This is a genomic window from Nioella nitratireducens (genome assembly GCF_001879715.1).
GTDB lineage: Bacteria > Pseudomonadota > Alphaproteobacteria > Rhodobacterales > Rhodobacteraceae > Nioella > Nioella nitratireducens.
Map to the genome: position 1 here is coordinate 25,547 of NZ_MNBW01000005.1, position 15,605 is coordinate 41,151.

Sequence of the window (15,605 nt, forward strand, 5' to 3'; positions counted from 1 at the left end):
TCCCAGAGTGTGGGCCTCTGCCATCTTGGAAAGGGCAGGGCCGCGCGGGCCGGGATGTCCGCCAATCCGTCCGATTCCAGCAGGGGTGCGCCAATGAATATCCTGATCCTCATGGTCGACCAGTTGACCGGCACGCTGTTTCCCGATGGGCCTGCCGACTGGCTGCACACGCCCAACCTGCGGCGGTTGGCGGATCGTTCGGCACGGTTTTCCACCTGCTACACGGCCTCGCCCCTGTGTGGGCCAAGCCGGGCGAGTTTCATGACCGGGAAACTGCCCTCGGGAACCGGGGTCTATGACAACGCCGCCGAACTGCGCGCCGACATGCCGACTTATGCCCACCACCTGCGCCGGGCGGGTTATCAGACCAGCCTGTCGGGCAAGATGCATTTCGTTGGCCCCGACCAGTTGCACGGGTTCGAAGAGCGTCTGACCACAGACATCTACCCCGCCGATTTCGGCTGGACCCCGGATTACCGCAAACCGGGCGAGCGTATCGACTGGTGGTATCACAACATGGGGTCAGTGACCGGTGCGGGCGTGGCCGAGATCACCAACCAAATGGAATATGACGACGAGGTTGCCTACAACGCCTGCAACAAGCTCTACGATCTGTCGCGCGGCCATGACGACCGCCCGTGGTGCCTGACGGTCAGCTTCACGCACCCGCATGACCCGTATGTCGCCCGCCGGAAATACTGGGATCTCTACGAGGATTGCGACCACCTGGAACCGCAGGTCGGCCCGATCCCCTACGACGATCAAGACGCCCATTCCAAACGCATCTTCGACGCCAACGACTACCATAATTTCGAGATTTCGGACACGGATGTCCGCCGCTCCCGCCAGGCCTATCTGGCCAATATCAGCTATCTCGACGACAAGGTGGGCGAGATCCTCGACGTGTTGGAGCGGACCGGACAAGAGGCCGCCATCGTTTTCACGTCGGATCACGGCGACATGCTGGGCGAGCGCGGGTTGTGGTTCAAGATGAGCTTTTACGAAAATTCGTCCCGCGTGCCGCTGATGATCTCGGCGCCGGGAATTGCGCCCGGCCGGGTCGATTCGCCGGTCTCGACCATCGACATCTGCCCGACACTGGCCGCACTGGCGGGCATCCCCGAGGGCGAGGTGTCGCCATGGGTCGAGGGCGAAAACCTCTTGCCCGTCATCGACGGCATCCATCCACGCGCGCCGGTGCCGATGGAATATGCGGCCGAGGCCAGCTATGCGCCCCTCGTGGCGCTGCGTGACGGGCGCTACAAGTATATCCGCTGCGCGCTCGACCCCGATCTGCTTTACGATCTGGAGGCCGACCCGCAGGAACTGACCAACCTTGCCCAAAATCCGGCCCATGCCGAGCAGTTGGCAGGTCTCAGGGCGCAGGCCGAGGATCGGTGGGATCTGGACGCTTTCGACCAACAGGTGCGCGACAGTCAGGCCCGCCGCTGGATCACCTACGAGGCGCTGCGCACCGGCGCCTACAAGCCATGGGATTTCCAGCCGTTCAAGGACGCCTCGAACCGCTATATGCGCAATCACATGGATCTGAATGTCGTTGAAGAAAACCAGCGCTTTCCAAGGGGGGAATAAGGGCTGGCCCAAAAGAAAACGCAGGGCAACCGAAGTTGCCCTGCGCTTGGTCGTTCAGATGATCGGATGATCAGGCGAGCGACAGGTTGACTGCGGATTCGCGACCGTCACGGCCTGCTTCCACGTCAAAAGTCACTTTCTGGTTGTCATCCAGGCCGGTCAGACCGGAACGCTCGACGGCAGAGATGTGGACGAAAACGTCCTTGCCACCGGTTTCCGGTGCGATGAAGCCGAAGCCTTTGGTTGCGTTAAACCATTTCACGGTGCCATTGGCCATATCCGTGGTCTCCTTTGATAAATACTGCCCGCAGTGTGCGGCAGTCCGGCATCGTCAGTCCGTATCGATCAACTGAGAGCCGTTTATCGGAGGCAGAAGGTTCGAAAAGAAAAGCGTAGCACCCCCGATATAGTGGAGATTCTCATTTAAGCAAGAGAAACCGGTGCCGATGTGAAATTGGCCTGACGATGCGTGCACTGTCACAAGGGGGCAAGTGACCTCGGCATGCAAGGTGGTCAGGGGCGGCCCGGATCGGGCCGCCCCCGGTTGCAAGGCTCAGATCTCCAGCTCCAGATGCGGCTGCCCGCCAGACGTGCGTTCCTTCGACAGACCAGACGGCCCGACCACCCCGCGAATGCGTTTGCGAAAGTTCGAGAAACTGTCGAACGTCACCACGTCCACCGCTTCGTCCAGATCCAGCTCCAGCCGGAACCATCCGGGCGACAACGACTCGACCCCCACGACCGTGGCGGCAAAGGGCTGGCCCAGATAGCGGCCCTCGATCCGGCCACCGACGGCAAACCCTTCGGGCGGGCGGTTGCCGATGGCCGCGTGCAGCGTGTTCCAGTCCCGAAAGCCAAGCTGATGAGCCACCAGTTCCAGCGACCGGGCATGGCCGATCTCGGTGCCGTCCTCGGCCAGTTTGACGCGCAGCCGCTTGGCCTGCGCCTTGGCCTCGGCAAGGGTGGGAAGCGAGCGGGTCATATCCGCACCTCCTTGGGGTCGGTGAACACGCCCAACCGCCGCGCGTTTCGTCGGGCGTTGCGCGATAATACCACGATCGTCAGGCACAGCAGACCCGCCTCGGCCAAGGGCCCCGTCCACCAGATCGCCCCGGCGCCGAAGAGGGCAGGCAGGGTAAAGGTCAGCGGAATGGCGAAGAGATAGGGTTTCGCCAGCCCCAGCACAGCAGCCCGAGGCGCATCGCCAATCGCCTGAAAGTGCGCGCCGACCATCATCAGCGGCCCCGACAGCAGGAACAGGGCGACCATCTCCGGCAGGATCGTTGCAACTTTGGCCACAACCGCCGGGTCTGCGACGAACCTGGCCCCGATCCATGGCGCGGTCAGCGTCAGTGTCCCCTGCACGACGGCACAGAAGATCAGCGCAGCCGTCAGCGCCACCCGCAGGCTGGCATCGGTGCGGGCGGCCTGACCCGCGCCATGGTTGTTGCCGGTGATCGACTGCATCGCCTGCGACAACCCGATCAGCGGAAGAATGGCAAAGGTCAGCACCCGAGTGACAATCCCGTAGGCCGACACCGTGACCGCATAGTTCGGCGCCCGCGACAGTTGCAGCGCCGTCAGGATCGCGGTGGACCCAAGCGCCACCCCGATAAACCCAAGACTCTGCGGTGCCCCGAGCGCCAGAATGCCCCGCCACCCATCGGCGGTCAGGTTCCGCACCACGTCGCGTGGGTGCAGCGCGGTCTGGCCCCGGCTGCGGTAGATCAGCAGCAGGGCCAGCGCGACCGCCTGTGCCAGCACGGTGCCATAGGCCGACCCGGCAACGCCAAGCTCCAGACGGGCGATCAGCACGTAGTTGAAGCCGATATTGGCCAGGGACACCAACAGGCTCAGCCCGGCCATCGCGCCGACCCGGCCTTCGTTGCGCAGCGCGTCGGAATTGACCGACAGCACGAACATCAGCGGTGCGGCCAGCACCAGAACCCGCAGGTAGGCGTCGGACATGGCGGCAAGGCCGGTGTCGCCATCGGCGGCCAGCAGGACCGCCCGCTGACCAAGCAACAGGTATATGCCGATCAGCCCGCCCCCGACGCTCAGCGCCAGCCAGTGCGCGCTGGCAAAGAGCCGCCGGGCGTCACCCATGCGGCCCGCGCCCAGATGACGGGCCAATCCGCTGGACATGCCGCTGGCCACCAGCGTCGCCAGCGCGACGATCAGCATGTAGGGCGGGAACATCAGGGTCACGGCGGCCAGTGCCCTTTCCCCGACATAGTGCCCCAGAAACAGGGCGTCGGCGACGGTCAGCAGGCCATTCATGCTCATCACGAAGATAATGGGCAGGGCGGTGCGTAGAAACAGGGCCGGCAAAGGCCCGTCAAGATAGGTATTGTGAGGCGAATGCGACATCGCTCTCTCGCTCCTCTAACGGGTCTCGCAGGAATGGATGGGGTCCGCATTGCCACCCGCGCGAGACGCGGAGGGAAGAGAAGGATGTCTTTCACAGAACTTCACCGGAACGCGGGCGCGTTTGCGGATGGCGGGCGTCTGTAGCCGTGGCGGCAGATAGCCTGCCGGGCCGGTGCGGTCAAGGGCTGTGAATTGCGCCCATCCGGCAACGCTCGTGTTTCGGTCGGCCTATCCGGCCCCGCACGCTTGCCGGACTCGGGTCGGGCTGCTACATGCCCGGCTCAACCGCAGAGGGGCCGTGATCCGTGCCAACCACCATGAAACTCGCCGTCGGTAGCCTCGTGGTCGGTGTCATCGTTTTGGCGCTCAAGGGGCTGGCCTACTGGATCACCGGTTCAATCGCGCTGTTCTCGGATGCGCTGGAAAGCACAGTGAATGTCGCAACGGCGCTGGCCGCCTTGCTGGCGATCCGGGTTGCGGCGCTGCCTGCGGATACCAACCACCCCTACGGCCACCACAAGGCCGAGTTCCTCAGTGCCGTTCTGGAAGGCATGTTGATCGTCGGCGCGGCGCTGCTGATCCTGCATCAGGCCTATGAGGGAATCATGTCCCCGCGGACGATCTCGGCACCGTTGGATGGCCTTCTGGTCAACGGGGTGGCGACGGTGCTGAACGGGCTGTGGTGCTGGGTTTTGCTGACAAGGGGCCGGGCCGAACGCTCGCCCGCGCTTGTGGCCGATGGCAAGCATTTGCTGGCCGATGTCGTGACCTCGGCGGGCGTGGCGGTCGGGTTTCTGATGGCGGTCGCCACCGGCTGGTGGATTCTTGATCCGATCATGGCCGCGCTGGTCGCCGTCAACATCCTTTGGTCCGGCAGCCGCGTCATTCGCGACTCGGTCAGCGGCCTGTTGGACGAAGCGGTGCCAGAAGACACGCTGGCCCGCATCCGCGACGTGATCTCGACCGAAGCGGGCGGCGCGATGGAGGCGCATGACCTGCGCACGCGCCACGCCGGCAAGATGACCTTCATCGACTTCCACCTGGTGATGCCCGGCGACACCACCGTTCAGGACGCCCATGAAATCTGCGACCGGGTGGAAGGAGCGCTGAAACGGGCGGTGCCCGACGCCAATATCACCATCCACGTCGAGCCTGAACACAAGGCCAAGCATTCCGGCATCGTGGTGCTGGACTAAGTTGGCAGGGACAGGGCCGCGGCGCGGCCCCGTCCCACCTGTCTTACCAGGTTTCCAGATGCAGGTTGGCCGGGCAGGCGCTGCCGTCATAAGAGCCGACCCACACATCCAGACGCCCGTCGGAAATCTGGTTGATCCGCAGGGTCGGTTGCAGGTTGCCCGCGCTGTCGTCGTCATGCAGCCATGCCCCGGTGGGCGTATTCACCAACAGAACGGTGTCGCAGCTTCCCTCGGCGGTGACTTCAAGGTCGTATCCTCCCATGCCACTCAGGTAAAAGCTGAAATCGGGCACCGTGACGACATAGCCCGCGCCGGACACGCCGGGAATGTTGCAATTGGCGATGCTGTTGCTGCCACCAGCGGTGACCGACAGGTCGAACCCGGAATAGAGCTGATCGCCGGTGGCGTTGTAGGTTTCGCCGGTCTGGCTGTAGTCGGGGCAGGCAAAGGCCGAGGTTGCGGCGGCCATCAAGATGGCGCCGGAGAACAGGGCAAGTTTCATTTTATCTCAAGTCCTTATGGCAGGGGGCCCGGTGGCCGGGCCACTTTTTGGTCAGTGTGATACCACGCGGTCAGCTTGTAAGTGTGTAAATCACATTTATCAAGTGGGCGTTTTGAAAATTTGATAGTGGCACGGGTTCCTATGGTTCCATCGTCCGCCGAAATCTGCATGAGTGGTCGCCATGACAGTCAGCCTCGCCGATATCTTCGCCGCCCGCCTGACCCTGCGCGGGCAGGCCGACGCAACGCCCTTCGTGCCGTCGCCCTACATGACGGCACGCGCCGGGCATGACGTCCTGATGAAGCTGGAAACCTGTCAGCCCATCGGTGCCTTCAAGCTGCGCGGCGCAGTGAACGCGGTGATGAACCTGCCCGAGGGCGTGGCAGGCGTGACCTGCTGTTCCACCGGCAACCACGGGCGCGGCGTGGCCTATGCCGCCGCGCGCCGGGGCATCCGCGCGGTCATCTGCATGTCCGAGCTTGTTCCCCAGGCCAAGGTCGACGGCATCCGCGCCCTCGGGGCCGAGGTCTGCATCATCGGCCGAAGCCAAGACGACGCGCTGGCCCAAAGCCTGCGTCTTGTCGCGGCCGAAGGGCTGGTTGAAATCTCGCCCTTCGATGATCCAAAGGTGATCGCCGGGCAGGGCACCATTGGCCTTGAGATGATCGAGGCCCGCCCCGACCTGTCCATGGCGTTGGTGCCACTCTCGGGTGGCGGCTTGGCGGCAGGTGTCGCCGTGGCGGTGAAGGCGGTGAACCCCGCCGTGCAGGTCATCGGCATCACGATGGACCGGGGCGCGGCCATGCACGCCTCGATTGCCGCTGGCCACCCGGTCGAGGTGGAAGAAGTGCCCAGCCTCGCGGACTCTCTCGGCGGAGGCATCGGCATGGACAACCGGCTGTCCTTCCCGCTCTGCCGTGACCATCTCGACGGCACCATCCTTGTGACCGAAGAGGACATCCGCGACGCCATGCAGGTGTTGTTCTACGAAGACCGCATGGTCGCCGAGGGCGCCAGCGTCGTGGGGCTGGCCGCCATACTCTCGGGCAAGGTGCGGCCGCAGGGCCCCGTCGGCACCATCATCACCGGTCGCAATCTGGATATGGGCATGTTCCATCGCATCATGGCGGGCGAGGACATTGATCTGGGCGACCGGACTCTGAAAGGAAAACGCTATGGCGCATGACATCCGTATTGTCACGGAATCCGAGCTTCGCGGTGCGGTCGCGCTCGACCTGACCACGGTCGACGTGATCGAACGGGCCTTTGCCGCGCTTGCCTCGGGCAGTGTCGTCATGCCGCCGATCCTGTCGATGGATCTGGCAGAGGCCAACGGCGAGGTCGACGTGAAGACCGCCTATATCCCCGGCTTTGACGGCTTCGCCATCAAGGTCAGCCCCGGCTTTTTCGACAACCCCACCCTCGGCCTGCCCAGCCTCAACGGGTTGATGATCCTGTTCTCGGCCAAGACCGGGCTGGTCGAAGCGGTTTTCCTGGACAACGGCTACCTGACCGATATCCGCACCGCCGCCGCAGGGGCCGTCGCCGCGCGCCATCTGGCACCGGAAACGGTCGAAACGGCGGGCGTGATCGGCACCGGCGTGCAGGCCCGCCTTCAGATGCAGGCGGCGCATCTGGTGCGCCCCCTTCAGCGTCTGCTGGTTTGGGGCCGCGATCCTGTGAAATCCGCCGATTGCGCCGACGACCTGCGCCGCGATCTGGGGATAGAGGTCGAGGCGGTCGCCGATCCGGCCGCCCTTGTCGCCGAAAGCCAACTGGTTGTGACCACCACCCCCGCGCGCGCGCCAATCATCCGCGCCGATTGGCTGCACCCCGGTCTGCACATCACCGCCATCGGGTCGGACCAATCCGGCAAGACCGAGATCGACCCGCAGTCTCTTGTCGCCGCCGACGCCTATATCTGTGACAGCGTCCGCCAATGCGAGGTGTCGGGAGAGCTGGAGGCCGCGCTTGCCGCCGGTGTCTGGACCAAGGGCACCCCGACCGAGCTTGGGGCCGTCATCACCGGCGCGGCGACGGGCCGAACCTCGCCCGAGGCGGTGACCATCTGCGACCTTACCGGCACCGGCGCGCAGGACACCGCGATTGCCACCCATGTCGCCCGGACCCTTGGCGATGCCGGGACGCTGATCCGCACATGATCCGCCTCGATGACCGCGATATTCGCATCCTGACGGTGCTGTCCCAGAACGGACGCATCACCAAATCGGCCCTTGCCGAGGCCGTCGGCCTGTCGGCCACACCCTGTTGGGAACGGCTGAAAAAGCTGGAAAAGGCCGGGCTGATCGCGCGCTACCGGGCCGAGATCGACCTCAAGAAACTCGGGCCGCATGTCACCGTCTTCGTGGCCGCCGAACTGACCGACCACACGGCGGCCAGTATGCAGGCTTTCGAACGGGCCATGCAGGCCTATGACGAGGTTGTGGCCTGTTGGGCCTTGGGCGGCGGCTTCGACTACCTGATGCAGATCGTCACCCGCGATATCGACGCCTATCAACGCCTCATCGACGCGATGCTGGAGGCCCGGATCGGGCTGGCCCGGTACTTTACCTATATCGTGACCAAGCCGGTGAAATCTCCGGGTGCGCTGCCACTGGATTTGCTGCTCAAGGGTTAAAACCAAAGGTTTGGTCTGCCATCGTGCTTGTTTCCAGATGAATATTCTGAATCACCCGGCAAGAACGGTCTCATAGCCTCTGCCATCCGGGGCATTTTGCCCCCAATCATGGAGGTTTCACTATGTCTCAAACGGTTCTCTCCGCGCGCGCAGAGATCGAGGACAAGGCGCTTGTGCGCAGTTTTTCCTATGTCGGCGGCAAATGGGTCGCGGCAGAGGATAACGCCGTTCTGCGGGTGACTGACCCGGCCACCGGCGATCTGGTGGGCGAGGTGGCGAGCCTGTCCGAGGCCGACAGCGCCGCTGCGGTGGATGCGGCGCAGGCGGCCTTTGCTGATTGGGCGCACACCCTGCCACAAGAGCGCTCCACCCTGCTGCGCCGCTGGTTCGACCTGATGATCGCCCACAAGGAAGACCTCGCGCGGATCATGGTGCTGGAACAAGGCAAGCCGCTGTCCGAGGCGCGCGGCGAAATCGACTATGCCGCCAGCTTCGTCGAATACTACGCCGAAGAGGCCAAGCGCCCGAATATCGAAGGCGTCACCAGCCACCTGCCCGATGCCGAGGTGGAGCTGTGGCTGGAGCCGGTGGGCGTTGCTGCCCTGATCACCCCGTGGAATTTCCCTTCCGCCATGCTGACCCGCAAGGCCGCCGCCGCGCTGGCCGCCGGTTGCACCGTGGTCTCTCATCCCAGCCACGAAACGCCGTTCTCGGCCCTCGCGCTGGCCGAACTGGCGGAACGGGCAGGCTTCCCTCCGGGTGTGTTCAACGTGGTCACCGGTCGCGCCAGCATCGTCGTGCCGCCCTGGACCGATGACAAGCGGGTGCGCGCCCTGTCCTTCACCGGCTCGACCGAGGTCGGGCGGCTGCTCTACCGAGCCTCTGCCGAAACCATCAAGCGGCTGGTAATGGAGCTTGGCGGTCACGCCCCCGTCATCGTGTTCAAGAACACCGATCTGGATGAGGCCGTGGCCGAAACCATCAAGGCCAAGTTCGCCACCTCGGGGCAAGATTGCCTTGGGGCCAACCGCATCTATGTAGAGCGCGCAGTCTACGATTCCTTCTGCGAAAAATTCGTTGCGGCAACCAAGGCGCTTTCCATCGGGGCAGGCATGGACGACCCCGAAATCGGCCCCCTAATGAACGAGGCCGCCGTCGCCAAGCAGGAAGAGCATGTGGCCGACGCGCTGGCCAAGGGGGCCAAGCTGGCCTGCGGCGGCAAGCGTCACGCCCTCGGCCCGCTCTTCTATGAACCTACCGTGCTGACCGATGTGCCGGATGAGGCAAAGATCATGTCCGAGGAAACCTTTGGCCCGGTTGCACCGATCACGCCCTTCGATACCGAAGACGAGGTGGTCGCCCGCGCGAACGCTACCGAATACGGGCTGGTCGCCTACGTTCACTCGATGGACCCGCGCCGCATCTACCGGCTCAGCCGCGCGCTGCAATTCGGCATGGTCGCGGTGAACCGCACCAAGGTTACTGGCGCGCCGATTCCCTTTGGCGGCACCAAGCAATCCGGCCTTGGCCGCGAAGGGGCCCGGCGTGGGATGGAAGAGTTCATGGATATCAAATACGTCTGCCGGGATTGGGCCTGACGACCACACACGCGGCCCCAAGGGCTTCTGGACGCCCCGCACGGGGCCGCACCGCAAACGAGAGAAGGAAAGAAAATGCTGAAAAATGACCAACTCGATCAATGGGATCGTGACAACTTCTTCCACCCGTCCACCCACCTTGCCGAATTCGCGCGGGGCAACGTGCCCAACCGCGTCATCACCGGTGGCTCGGGCTGCCATATCGAGGATCGCGACGGCAACCGCCTGCTCGACGCCTTCGCCGGGCTCTACTGTGTCAACGTGGGCTATGGCCGTCAGGACATCGCCGAGGCCATCGCCGCGCAGGCCAAGGAACTGGCCTACTATCACGCCTATGTCGGCCACGGCACCGAGGCCTCCATCACGCTCTCAAAGATGATCCTCGACCGCGCGCCCGAGAACATGTCCAAGGTCTATTTCGGCCTCGGCGGGTCCGATGCGAACGAGACCAACATCAAGCTGGTCTGGTACTACAACAATATCCTTGGCCGCCCCGAAAAGAAGAAGATCATCTCGCGTTGGCGCGGCTATCACGGCTCGGGCCTGATGACCGGGTCGCTGACCGGGCTGGAACTCTTCCACAAGAAATTTGACCTGCCGCTGACCCAAGTGATCCACACGGAAGCGCCCTACTATTTCCGCCGCCCCGATCTGGACATGTCGGAAGAGGCCTTCACCACCCACTGCGTGGCCGAACTTGAAGCGCTGATCGAGCGTGAGGGGGCCGACACCATCGCCGCCTTCATCGGTGAGCCGGTTCTGGGCACCGGTGGCATCGTGCCGCCCCCGGCAGGCTACTGGGACGCAATCCAGAAAGTCCTTGAAAAGCACGACATCCTGCTGATCGCGGATGAGGTCGTGACCGGCTTCGGCCGCCTCGGCACCATGTTCGGCTCCACCCATTACGGCATCAAACCCGACCTTATCACCATCGCCAAGGGCCTGACCTCGGCCTATGCGCCGCTGTCTGGCTCCATCGTCGGCGACAAGATGTGGAAAGTGCTGGAACAGGGCACCGACGAAAACGGCCCCATAGGCCACGGCTGGACCTATTCCGCCCACCCGATCGGTGCGGCGGCGGGCGTTGCCAACCTCAAGCTCATCGACGAGTTGAACCTCGTCCATAACGCGGGCGAGGTGGGCAACTACCTGACCACCACCATGACCGCCGCCCTGGCCGATCACGCCCATGTGGGCGAAGTCCGGGGCGAGGGCATGATGTGCGCGGTCGAGTTCGTTAAGGACAAGGGCAGCAACAGCCTGTTCGACGCGTCCGAAAAGGTCGGCCCGCAAATCGCTTCGGCGCTGCTGGCGGAAAACGTCATCGGCCGCGCCATGCCGCAGGGCGACATCCTCGGCTTCGCGCCGCCCTTCTGCCTGACCAAGGAAGAAGCGGACGAGGTCGTGGGCAAGACCGTCAAGGCCGTGACCTCGGTTCTCGGCTGACTCTGGTGCTCAAACGGCTCGGGGCGGGCATGGTCCGCTTCGAGCCCTTGCCGTACATTCGATCGAGCGCCCCGCGCGAATAGCGCCGAAGGCGCCACGCATCGTCATGCCGAAGGCATGCCTCCGGCATGACGCCGCCCCCCGGCACGGCGATTTGGTGAAGCTCAACGCATCGCTCTGATGTTATGCGGATTTGGCAGGCATAAAGTGCCGCAGACCAACCGTCGGCTCGCCGCACCGCGGCCCGTCGATGCGCGTCTTGGCAAGGGTCCGATCCGTGCCGCATAGCTGCCATCGACTCCTGATCGCGGGGATTGAACGAAGTCAGTGTCAATTGAGGCCTACCCTTCCAACGGGTGGAAACAAGCCGCCGCCACGCCGCTGCCCTTGTCTTCCAGCACCGGCACCTCTGCCCGGCACCGCTCGGTCGCGCGCGGGCAGCGGGCGGCAAAGGAACAGCCGGGCGGCGGGTTCAGCGGATCGGGCAGCTCGGTTTCCTTGCCTTCGGGCGCCGACAGGTCACGGCCCACCACCGGCGCACTGTCCGCCAAGAGCTTGGTATAGGGATGGCGCGGCGCGTTGAAGATGCGTTCCGCCGGTCCGAGTTCCACCAGTGCGCCGAAGTACAGCACCGCGATGCGGTCGCTCACCGCCTCCACCACCGCGAGGTCATGGGTAATGAACAGATAGGTCAGCCCGAATTCGGTCTTCAGGTCTGCCAGCAGGTTCAGCACCTGCGCCTGCACCGAGACATCCAGCGCCGACACAGGTTCGTCCAGGATCAGAATCCGCGCCTCGGCGGCCAGCGCCCGCGCAATCCCGATCCGCTGCGCCTGCCCGCCGGAAAACTCGTGCGGGTAGCGGTCGAGGAACTCTTCCCGCAGGTTCACCGCGGCAAATATCTGCGCAATCCGCTTGCGCCGCGCCGGGGCCGCCATCCCGTGCAGGTTCTTCAGCGGCGCGTCCATGATTTGCCGGATCGTCTTGCGCGGGTTGAGCGACGAGAGCGGGTCTTGAAACACATACTGGATCTTTTTGCCGAATTCGGCAGGGTTGGCGGCGTTCAACGCCTCGCCCTCGATCTCGATGGCCCCTTCGGTTGGCGGCAAAAGCCCCACCAGCATCCGCGCCAGCGTGGACTTGCCGCAGCCGGACTCGCCCACGATGCCGAGGGTTTCGCCGGTCTCCACATCCAGCGTCACGGGTTGCACCGCGTGAACCACCGCGCGCGGTGGCCCCAGCAGGCGCTTGCCGACGGGGAAATCCTTGGTCAGCCCGGTCAGTTTCAGCGCAAGGCTCATGCCGACGCCTCCTGCAATTCTGGGTCGATGCAACGCACGCGCCGTGTGGCCCCCAGCGGATCGAGCGGGATGGTGCCCTGTCGGCAGGCGTCGCGCGCCTTGTCGCAGCGGTCGGCAAAGGCGCAGCCATCGGGCAGGTTGTCCACGACGGGCGGCAGGCCGGGAATGGCCTCCAGCCGCCTGCGTCCGCCGCCCAGTTCCGGCACGCAGGCCATCAGCCGCTTGGTATAGGGATGCGCGGGCGCAGCCAGGATGTCGTCCACCGTGCCGTCCTCGACGATGCGGCCCGCATACATCACCGCCACCCGGTCGCAAAGCTGCGCGACCACGCCAAAATCATGGGTGATGAACAGAATGGCCAGCCCCCGATCGCGCCGCAGGTCATCCAGCAGGGTCAGGATCTGCGCCTGCACCGTCACGTCGAGCGCGGTCGTCGGTTCATCGGCGATGATCACTTCGGGGTCATTGGCCAGCGCCATGGCGATGCCGACCCGCTGGCGCATCCCGCCCGACAATTCGTGCGGGTAGCTGTCCACGCGGTCGGCGGCATTGGGGATGCGCACCGCGCGCAACAACTCGATGGCATGGGCGCGCGCCTCGGACTTTGGCACGTTGCGGTGGCAGCGCACGGCCTCGATCAGCTGATCGCCAACGGTATAGAGCGGATGCAGCGTGGCCAGCGGGTCCTGAAAGATATAGGCCACCCGCCGCCCGCGCAGGCTGCGCAGCCGCTCATAAGGCGCGCCGACCAGATCCTGCCCCTTGTAAAACACCGAGCCGCCGGTGATCTTGCCGGGCGGCGAGGCCACAAGCCCCATGATCGACAGTGCAGTCACCGACTTGCCCGATCCGCTTTCCCCGATCAGCCCCACGCATTCGCCGGGGCTGATTTGCAGATCGACCCCACCCACGGCGCGGTAAGTCCGCCGCCCGACATGAAACTGCGTTTCCAGCCCGGCCAGTTGCAGCACCGCCTCGCCGTCCGGCGCGGGGGCCGTATAGCCCGCAGGCCGCGCGACCAGCGTCGCCGGCAACGGCCGGTTCAGCGCGCCCGATTTCAGCCGTGGGTCCAGCGCATCGCGCACCCCGTCGCCCAGCAGGTTGATCGCCATCACGATGATTAGGATCATCACCCCCGGCACGATCGAGGTATGCGGGTTCGTGATCAGCGCGTTGCGCGCCTCGCCCAGCATCGAGCCCAGATCGGCCTGCGGTGGCTGCGAGCCAAGGCCGAGGAAGGACAGACCGGCGGTTTCAAGGATCATCCAGCCCACGGTGGTGGACATGGCGATAACGATCACCGGCAGCACATTTGGCAAGATCTCGGTCAAGATGATCTTGGCATCCGACAACCCCGCCAGCCGCGCCGCATCGACGAATTCCTTATGCGCGATGCCGACGGTGATGCCCCGGATATTCCGCGCAAAAAACGGGATGTTCACGGCCGCCACCGCGATCAGCGCGTTCATCAGACCGGGGCCGAGAGCGGCCACGATGGCCAGCGCCAGCAGGATATAGGGGAACGCCATCAAGACATCGACGAAACGCATGATGATGTTGTCCACCCGCCCCCCGTAAAAGCCCGAGATGATGCCGATGGCAGCGCCGAGGGTGGCGGCAATCGTCGCGGCGGCAAAGCCCACGGCAAGCGACAGCCGCGTGCCCCACATCAGGCGCGACAGCAGATCGCGCCCCAGATGGTCGGTGCCCAGCCACGCGCCCTCGGAAAACGGCGGGGTAAAGCGGGCAGGGGTGTTGGTCACGTCCGGGTCGGCCAACGGCAACAGCGGCGTCAGCAGCGCCAGCACCACGACGATGCCCATCACGATCAGCCCCGCGAGGGCCAGCTGGTTGCGGGCGAGCAGTTTTAGAAAGGCGCTCATGTCTTGATCCGCGGGTCGAGCAGGCTCTGCGCCACGTCGACGATGATGTTGAACAGGACATAGCAGGCGGCAACGAAGACCACGCCGCCCTGCACCAGCAGGATGTCGCGGCGCAGGATCGCGTCGACCAGCATCTGCCCTATGCCCGGCCACTGGAACACGCGCTCGATATAAACCGCACCCGACAGCACGAAGCCCGCCTGAATCCCAAGCACGGGAATGATCGAGACCATCGCGGCGCGCAGCGCGTGGCGCCAGATGATGCTGCGTTCATGCACGCCCTTGGCGCGCGCGGTGCGGATGAAATCCTGCCGCAGTACCTCCAGCATGGCCGAGCGCGACAGCCGCGCCACGACGCCGGTCGCCACCACCGACAGCGCCAGTGCGGGCATGGTCAGGTGATCAATCAGCGCCCAGATGTCCCGCGTGCCGTAAATGGGCCACATGCCCGAGACCGGGAACCATCGCAGATTGACCGCGAAAATCAGGATCATCATCATGCCGAGGAAGAAGGAAGGGATTGAAATCCCTAGCAAAACCGCGAAAGTGATCGCCTTGTCCGCAATCCCGTATTGGCGCGCGGCGGAAATCACGCCCGCCGCGATACCCAGAACCGAGCACAGCACGAACGACGTTCCGGCAAGTATCAGCGTCGCGTTGAAGCGTTCAAGCACCTCGTCCAGCACCGGCCGGTTAAGGTTGAACGACCGCCCCAGATCACCCTGCATCAGGTTGCTGAGCCAGATAAAATACCGTTGCACCAAAGGCTTATCGAGACCGAGGTCGCGGTTCAGCTCGGCCACGTTTTCCGGCGTTGCATAGCTGCCGAGAATGGCGGTGGCGGGATCGCCGGGGATCATCGCCATGATCAGGAAGACCACGATCGAGATGCCGATCAGCACCGGGATCGCGGAAATCAGGCGTTTGAGGATGTAACCGGTCATGAAACCTCTGGCCGTTCATGGGCGCAAATTCGGGGCGTCACCCCCCGTGCACCGGGCGTACACCCCCCGTACACCCCCCGTGCAGACAAAATGGCCGTGGCGGGGGAAGGGAGGCCCCCGCCACGGCGCGCATT

14 protein-coding genes are annotated in these 15,605 nt (G+C 64.5%); 7 read left to right on the plus strand and 7 right to left on the minus strand.

The window, feature by feature from the left end; genetic code table 11:
* The first annotated feature begins 93 nt into the window (after positions 1-93).
* On the plus strand, positions 94-1,593 hold the full coding sequence (betC, locus tag BKY27_RS05680; protein ID WP_071673488.1) for a choline-sulfatase: 1,500 nt from the start codon (positions 94-96) through the stop codon (positions 1,591-1,593).
* A 70-nt stretch (positions 1,594-1,663) separates the two neighbouring features.
* Here the strand turns inward: betC and BKY27_RS05685 are convergent, their stop codons facing one another.
* The 3 genes from BKY27_RS05685 to BKY27_RS05695 form a co-directional block, all read right to left on the minus strand.
* Complete coding sequence (locus tag BKY27_RS05685) at positions 1,664-1,870, minus strand: cold-shock protein (RefSeq protein WP_071673489.1); 207 nt, start codon at positions 1,868-1,870, stop codon at positions 1,664-1,666.
* 276 nt (positions 1,871-2,146) lie between these two features.
* Entirely contained in the window at positions 2,147-2,575 is a 429-nt protein-coding gene (locus tag BKY27_RS05690) for a glyoxalase superfamily protein (protein WP_071673490.1), read from the minus strand.
* Positions 2,572-3,963 carry an MATE family efflux transporter gene (locus BKY27_RS05695; protein WP_071673491.1) on the minus strand — a complete coding sequence of 464 codons (1,392 nt, stop codon included), beginning with the start codon at positions 3,961-3,963 and terminating at the stop codon, positions 2,572-2,574. Before BKY27_RS05695 ends, BKY27_RS05690 begins: the two co-directional genes overlap by 4 nt.
* Positions 3,964-4,268: 305 nt before the next feature.
* On the opposite strand from BKY27_RS05695, the gene BKY27_RS05700 reads away from it, so the two are divergent.
* A complete protein-coding gene (locus tag BKY27_RS05700; protein ID WP_324609985.1) occupies positions 4,269-5,159 on the plus strand; it encodes a cation diffusion facilitator family transporter in 891 nt (296 codons plus the stop codon).
* Positions 5,160-5,202: 43 nt separating this feature from the next.
* Here BKY27_RS05700 and BKY27_RS05705 read toward each other — a convergent pair whose 3' ends face one another.
* A complete protein-coding gene (locus BKY27_RS05705; protein WP_071673493.1) occupies positions 5,203-5,661 on the minus strand; it encodes a hypothetical protein in 459 nt (152 codons plus the stop codon).
* A gap of 181 nt (positions 5,662-5,842) precedes the next feature.
* Here BKY27_RS05705 and eutB point away from each other — a divergent pair, with 181 nt between their 5' ends.
* From eutB to BKY27_RS05730, 5 genes are all read left to right on the plus strand, one after another.
* The gene (eutB, locus tag BKY27_RS05710; RefSeq protein WP_071673494.1) at positions 5,843-6,847 is read left to right on the plus strand and encodes a hydroxyectoine utilization dehydratase EutB; all 1,005 of its coding nucleotides are present in this window, start codon (positions 5,843-5,845) and stop codon (positions 6,845-6,847) included.
* Entirely contained in the window at positions 6,837-7,823 is a 987-nt protein-coding gene (locus BKY27_RS05715) for a cyclodeaminase (protein ID WP_071673495.1), read from the plus strand. Before eutB ends, BKY27_RS05715 begins: the two co-directional genes overlap by 11 nt.
* Positions 7,823-8,299 carry an Lrp/AsnC family transcriptional regulator gene (locus BKY27_RS05720; RefSeq protein WP_071673698.1) on the plus strand — a complete coding sequence of 159 codons (477 nt, stop codon included), beginning with the start codon at positions 7,823-7,825 and terminating at the stop codon, positions 8,297-8,299. The genes BKY27_RS05715 and BKY27_RS05720 overlap by 1 nt, the downstream gene beginning before the upstream one ends.
* 122 nt (positions 8,300-8,421) lie before the next feature.
* Positions 8,422-9,897, plus strand: a complete 1,476-nt coding sequence (locus BKY27_RS05725) for an NAD-dependent succinate-semialdehyde dehydrogenase (protein WP_071673496.1) — start codon at positions 8,422-8,424, stop codon at positions 9,895-9,897.
* Between the two features lie 75 nt (positions 9,898-9,972).
* Positions 9,973-11,343 (plus strand): aspartate aminotransferase family protein, encoded by a 1,371-nt coding sequence (locus BKY27_RS05730; protein WP_071673497.1) that lies wholly within the window; start codon positions 9,973-9,975, stop codon positions 11,341-11,343.
* Positions 11,344-11,684: 341 nt separating this feature from the next.
* Here BKY27_RS05730 and BKY27_RS05735 read toward each other — a convergent pair whose 3' ends face one another.
* From BKY27_RS05735 to BKY27_RS05745, 3 genes are read right to left on the minus strand one after another with little or no spacing between them, the layout of a single operon-like run.
* Positions 11,685-12,644, minus strand: a complete 960-nt coding sequence (locus BKY27_RS05735) for an ABC transporter ATP-binding protein (RefSeq protein ID WP_071673498.1) — start codon at positions 12,642-12,644, stop codon at positions 11,685-11,687.
* Complete coding sequence (locus BKY27_RS05740) at positions 12,641-14,527, minus strand: dipeptide/oligopeptide/nickel ABC transporter permease/ATP-binding protein (protein WP_071673499.1); 1,887 nt, start codon at positions 14,525-14,527, stop codon at positions 12,641-12,643. The genes BKY27_RS05735 and BKY27_RS05740 overlap by 4 nt, the downstream gene beginning before the upstream one ends.
* On the minus strand, positions 14,524-15,471 hold the full coding sequence (locus BKY27_RS05745; protein ID WP_071673500.1) for an ABC transporter permease: 948 nt from the start codon (positions 15,469-15,471) through the stop codon (positions 14,524-14,526). Before BKY27_RS05745 ends, BKY27_RS05740 begins: the two co-directional genes overlap by 4 nt.
* Positions 15,472-15,605 lie beyond the last annotated feature (134 nt).

What these genes read in the sequence shown, in the direction of transcription:
- betC (WP_071673488.1), top strand. Translation starts at nt 94, where the DNA reads ATGAATATCCTGATCCTCATGGTCGACCAGTTGACCGGCACGCTGTTT.
- BKY27_RS05685 (WP_071673489.1), bottom strand. Translation starts at nt 1,870, where the DNA reads ATGGCCAATGGCACCGTGAAATGGTTTAACGCAACCAAAGGCTTCGGC.
- BKY27_RS05690 (WP_071673490.1), bottom strand. Translation starts at nt 2,575, where the DNA reads ATGACCCGCTCGCTTCCCACCCTTGCCGAGGCCAAGGCGCAGGCCAAG.
- BKY27_RS05695 (WP_071673491.1), bottom strand. Translation starts at nt 3,963, where the DNA reads ATGTCGCATTCGCCTCACAATACCTATCTTGACGGGCCTTTGCCGGCC.
- BKY27_RS05705 (WP_071673493.1), bottom strand. Translation starts at nt 5,661, where the DNA reads ATGAAACTTGCCCTGTTCTCCGGCGCCATCTTGATGGCCGCCGCAACC.
- eutB (WP_071673494.1), top strand. Translation starts at nt 5,843, where the DNA reads ATGACAGTCAGCCTCGCCGATATCTTCGCCGCCCGCCTGACCCTGCGC.
- BKY27_RS05715 (WP_071673495.1), top strand. Translation starts at nt 6,837, where the DNA reads ATGGCGCATGACATCCGTATTGTCACGGAATCCGAGCTTCGCGGTGCG.
- BKY27_RS05725 (WP_071673496.1), top strand. Translation starts at nt 8,422, where the DNA reads ATGTCTCAAACGGTTCTCTCCGCGCGCGCAGAGATCGAGGACAAGGCG.
- BKY27_RS05730 (WP_071673497.1), top strand. Translation starts at nt 9,973, where the DNA reads ATGCTGAAAAATGACCAACTCGATCAATGGGATCGTGACAACTTCTTC.
- BKY27_RS05735 (WP_071673498.1), bottom strand. Translation starts at nt 12,644, where the DNA reads ATGAGCCTTGCGCTGAAACTGACCGGGCTGACCAAGGATTTCCCCGTC.
- BKY27_RS05740 (WP_071673499.1), bottom strand. Translation starts at nt 14,527, where the DNA reads ATGAGCGCCTTTCTAAAACTGCTCGCCCGCAACCAGCTGGCCCTCGCG.
- BKY27_RS05745 (WP_071673500.1), bottom strand. Translation starts at nt 15,471, where the DNA reads ATGACCGGTTACATCCTCAAACGCCTGATTTCCGCGATCCCGGTGCTG.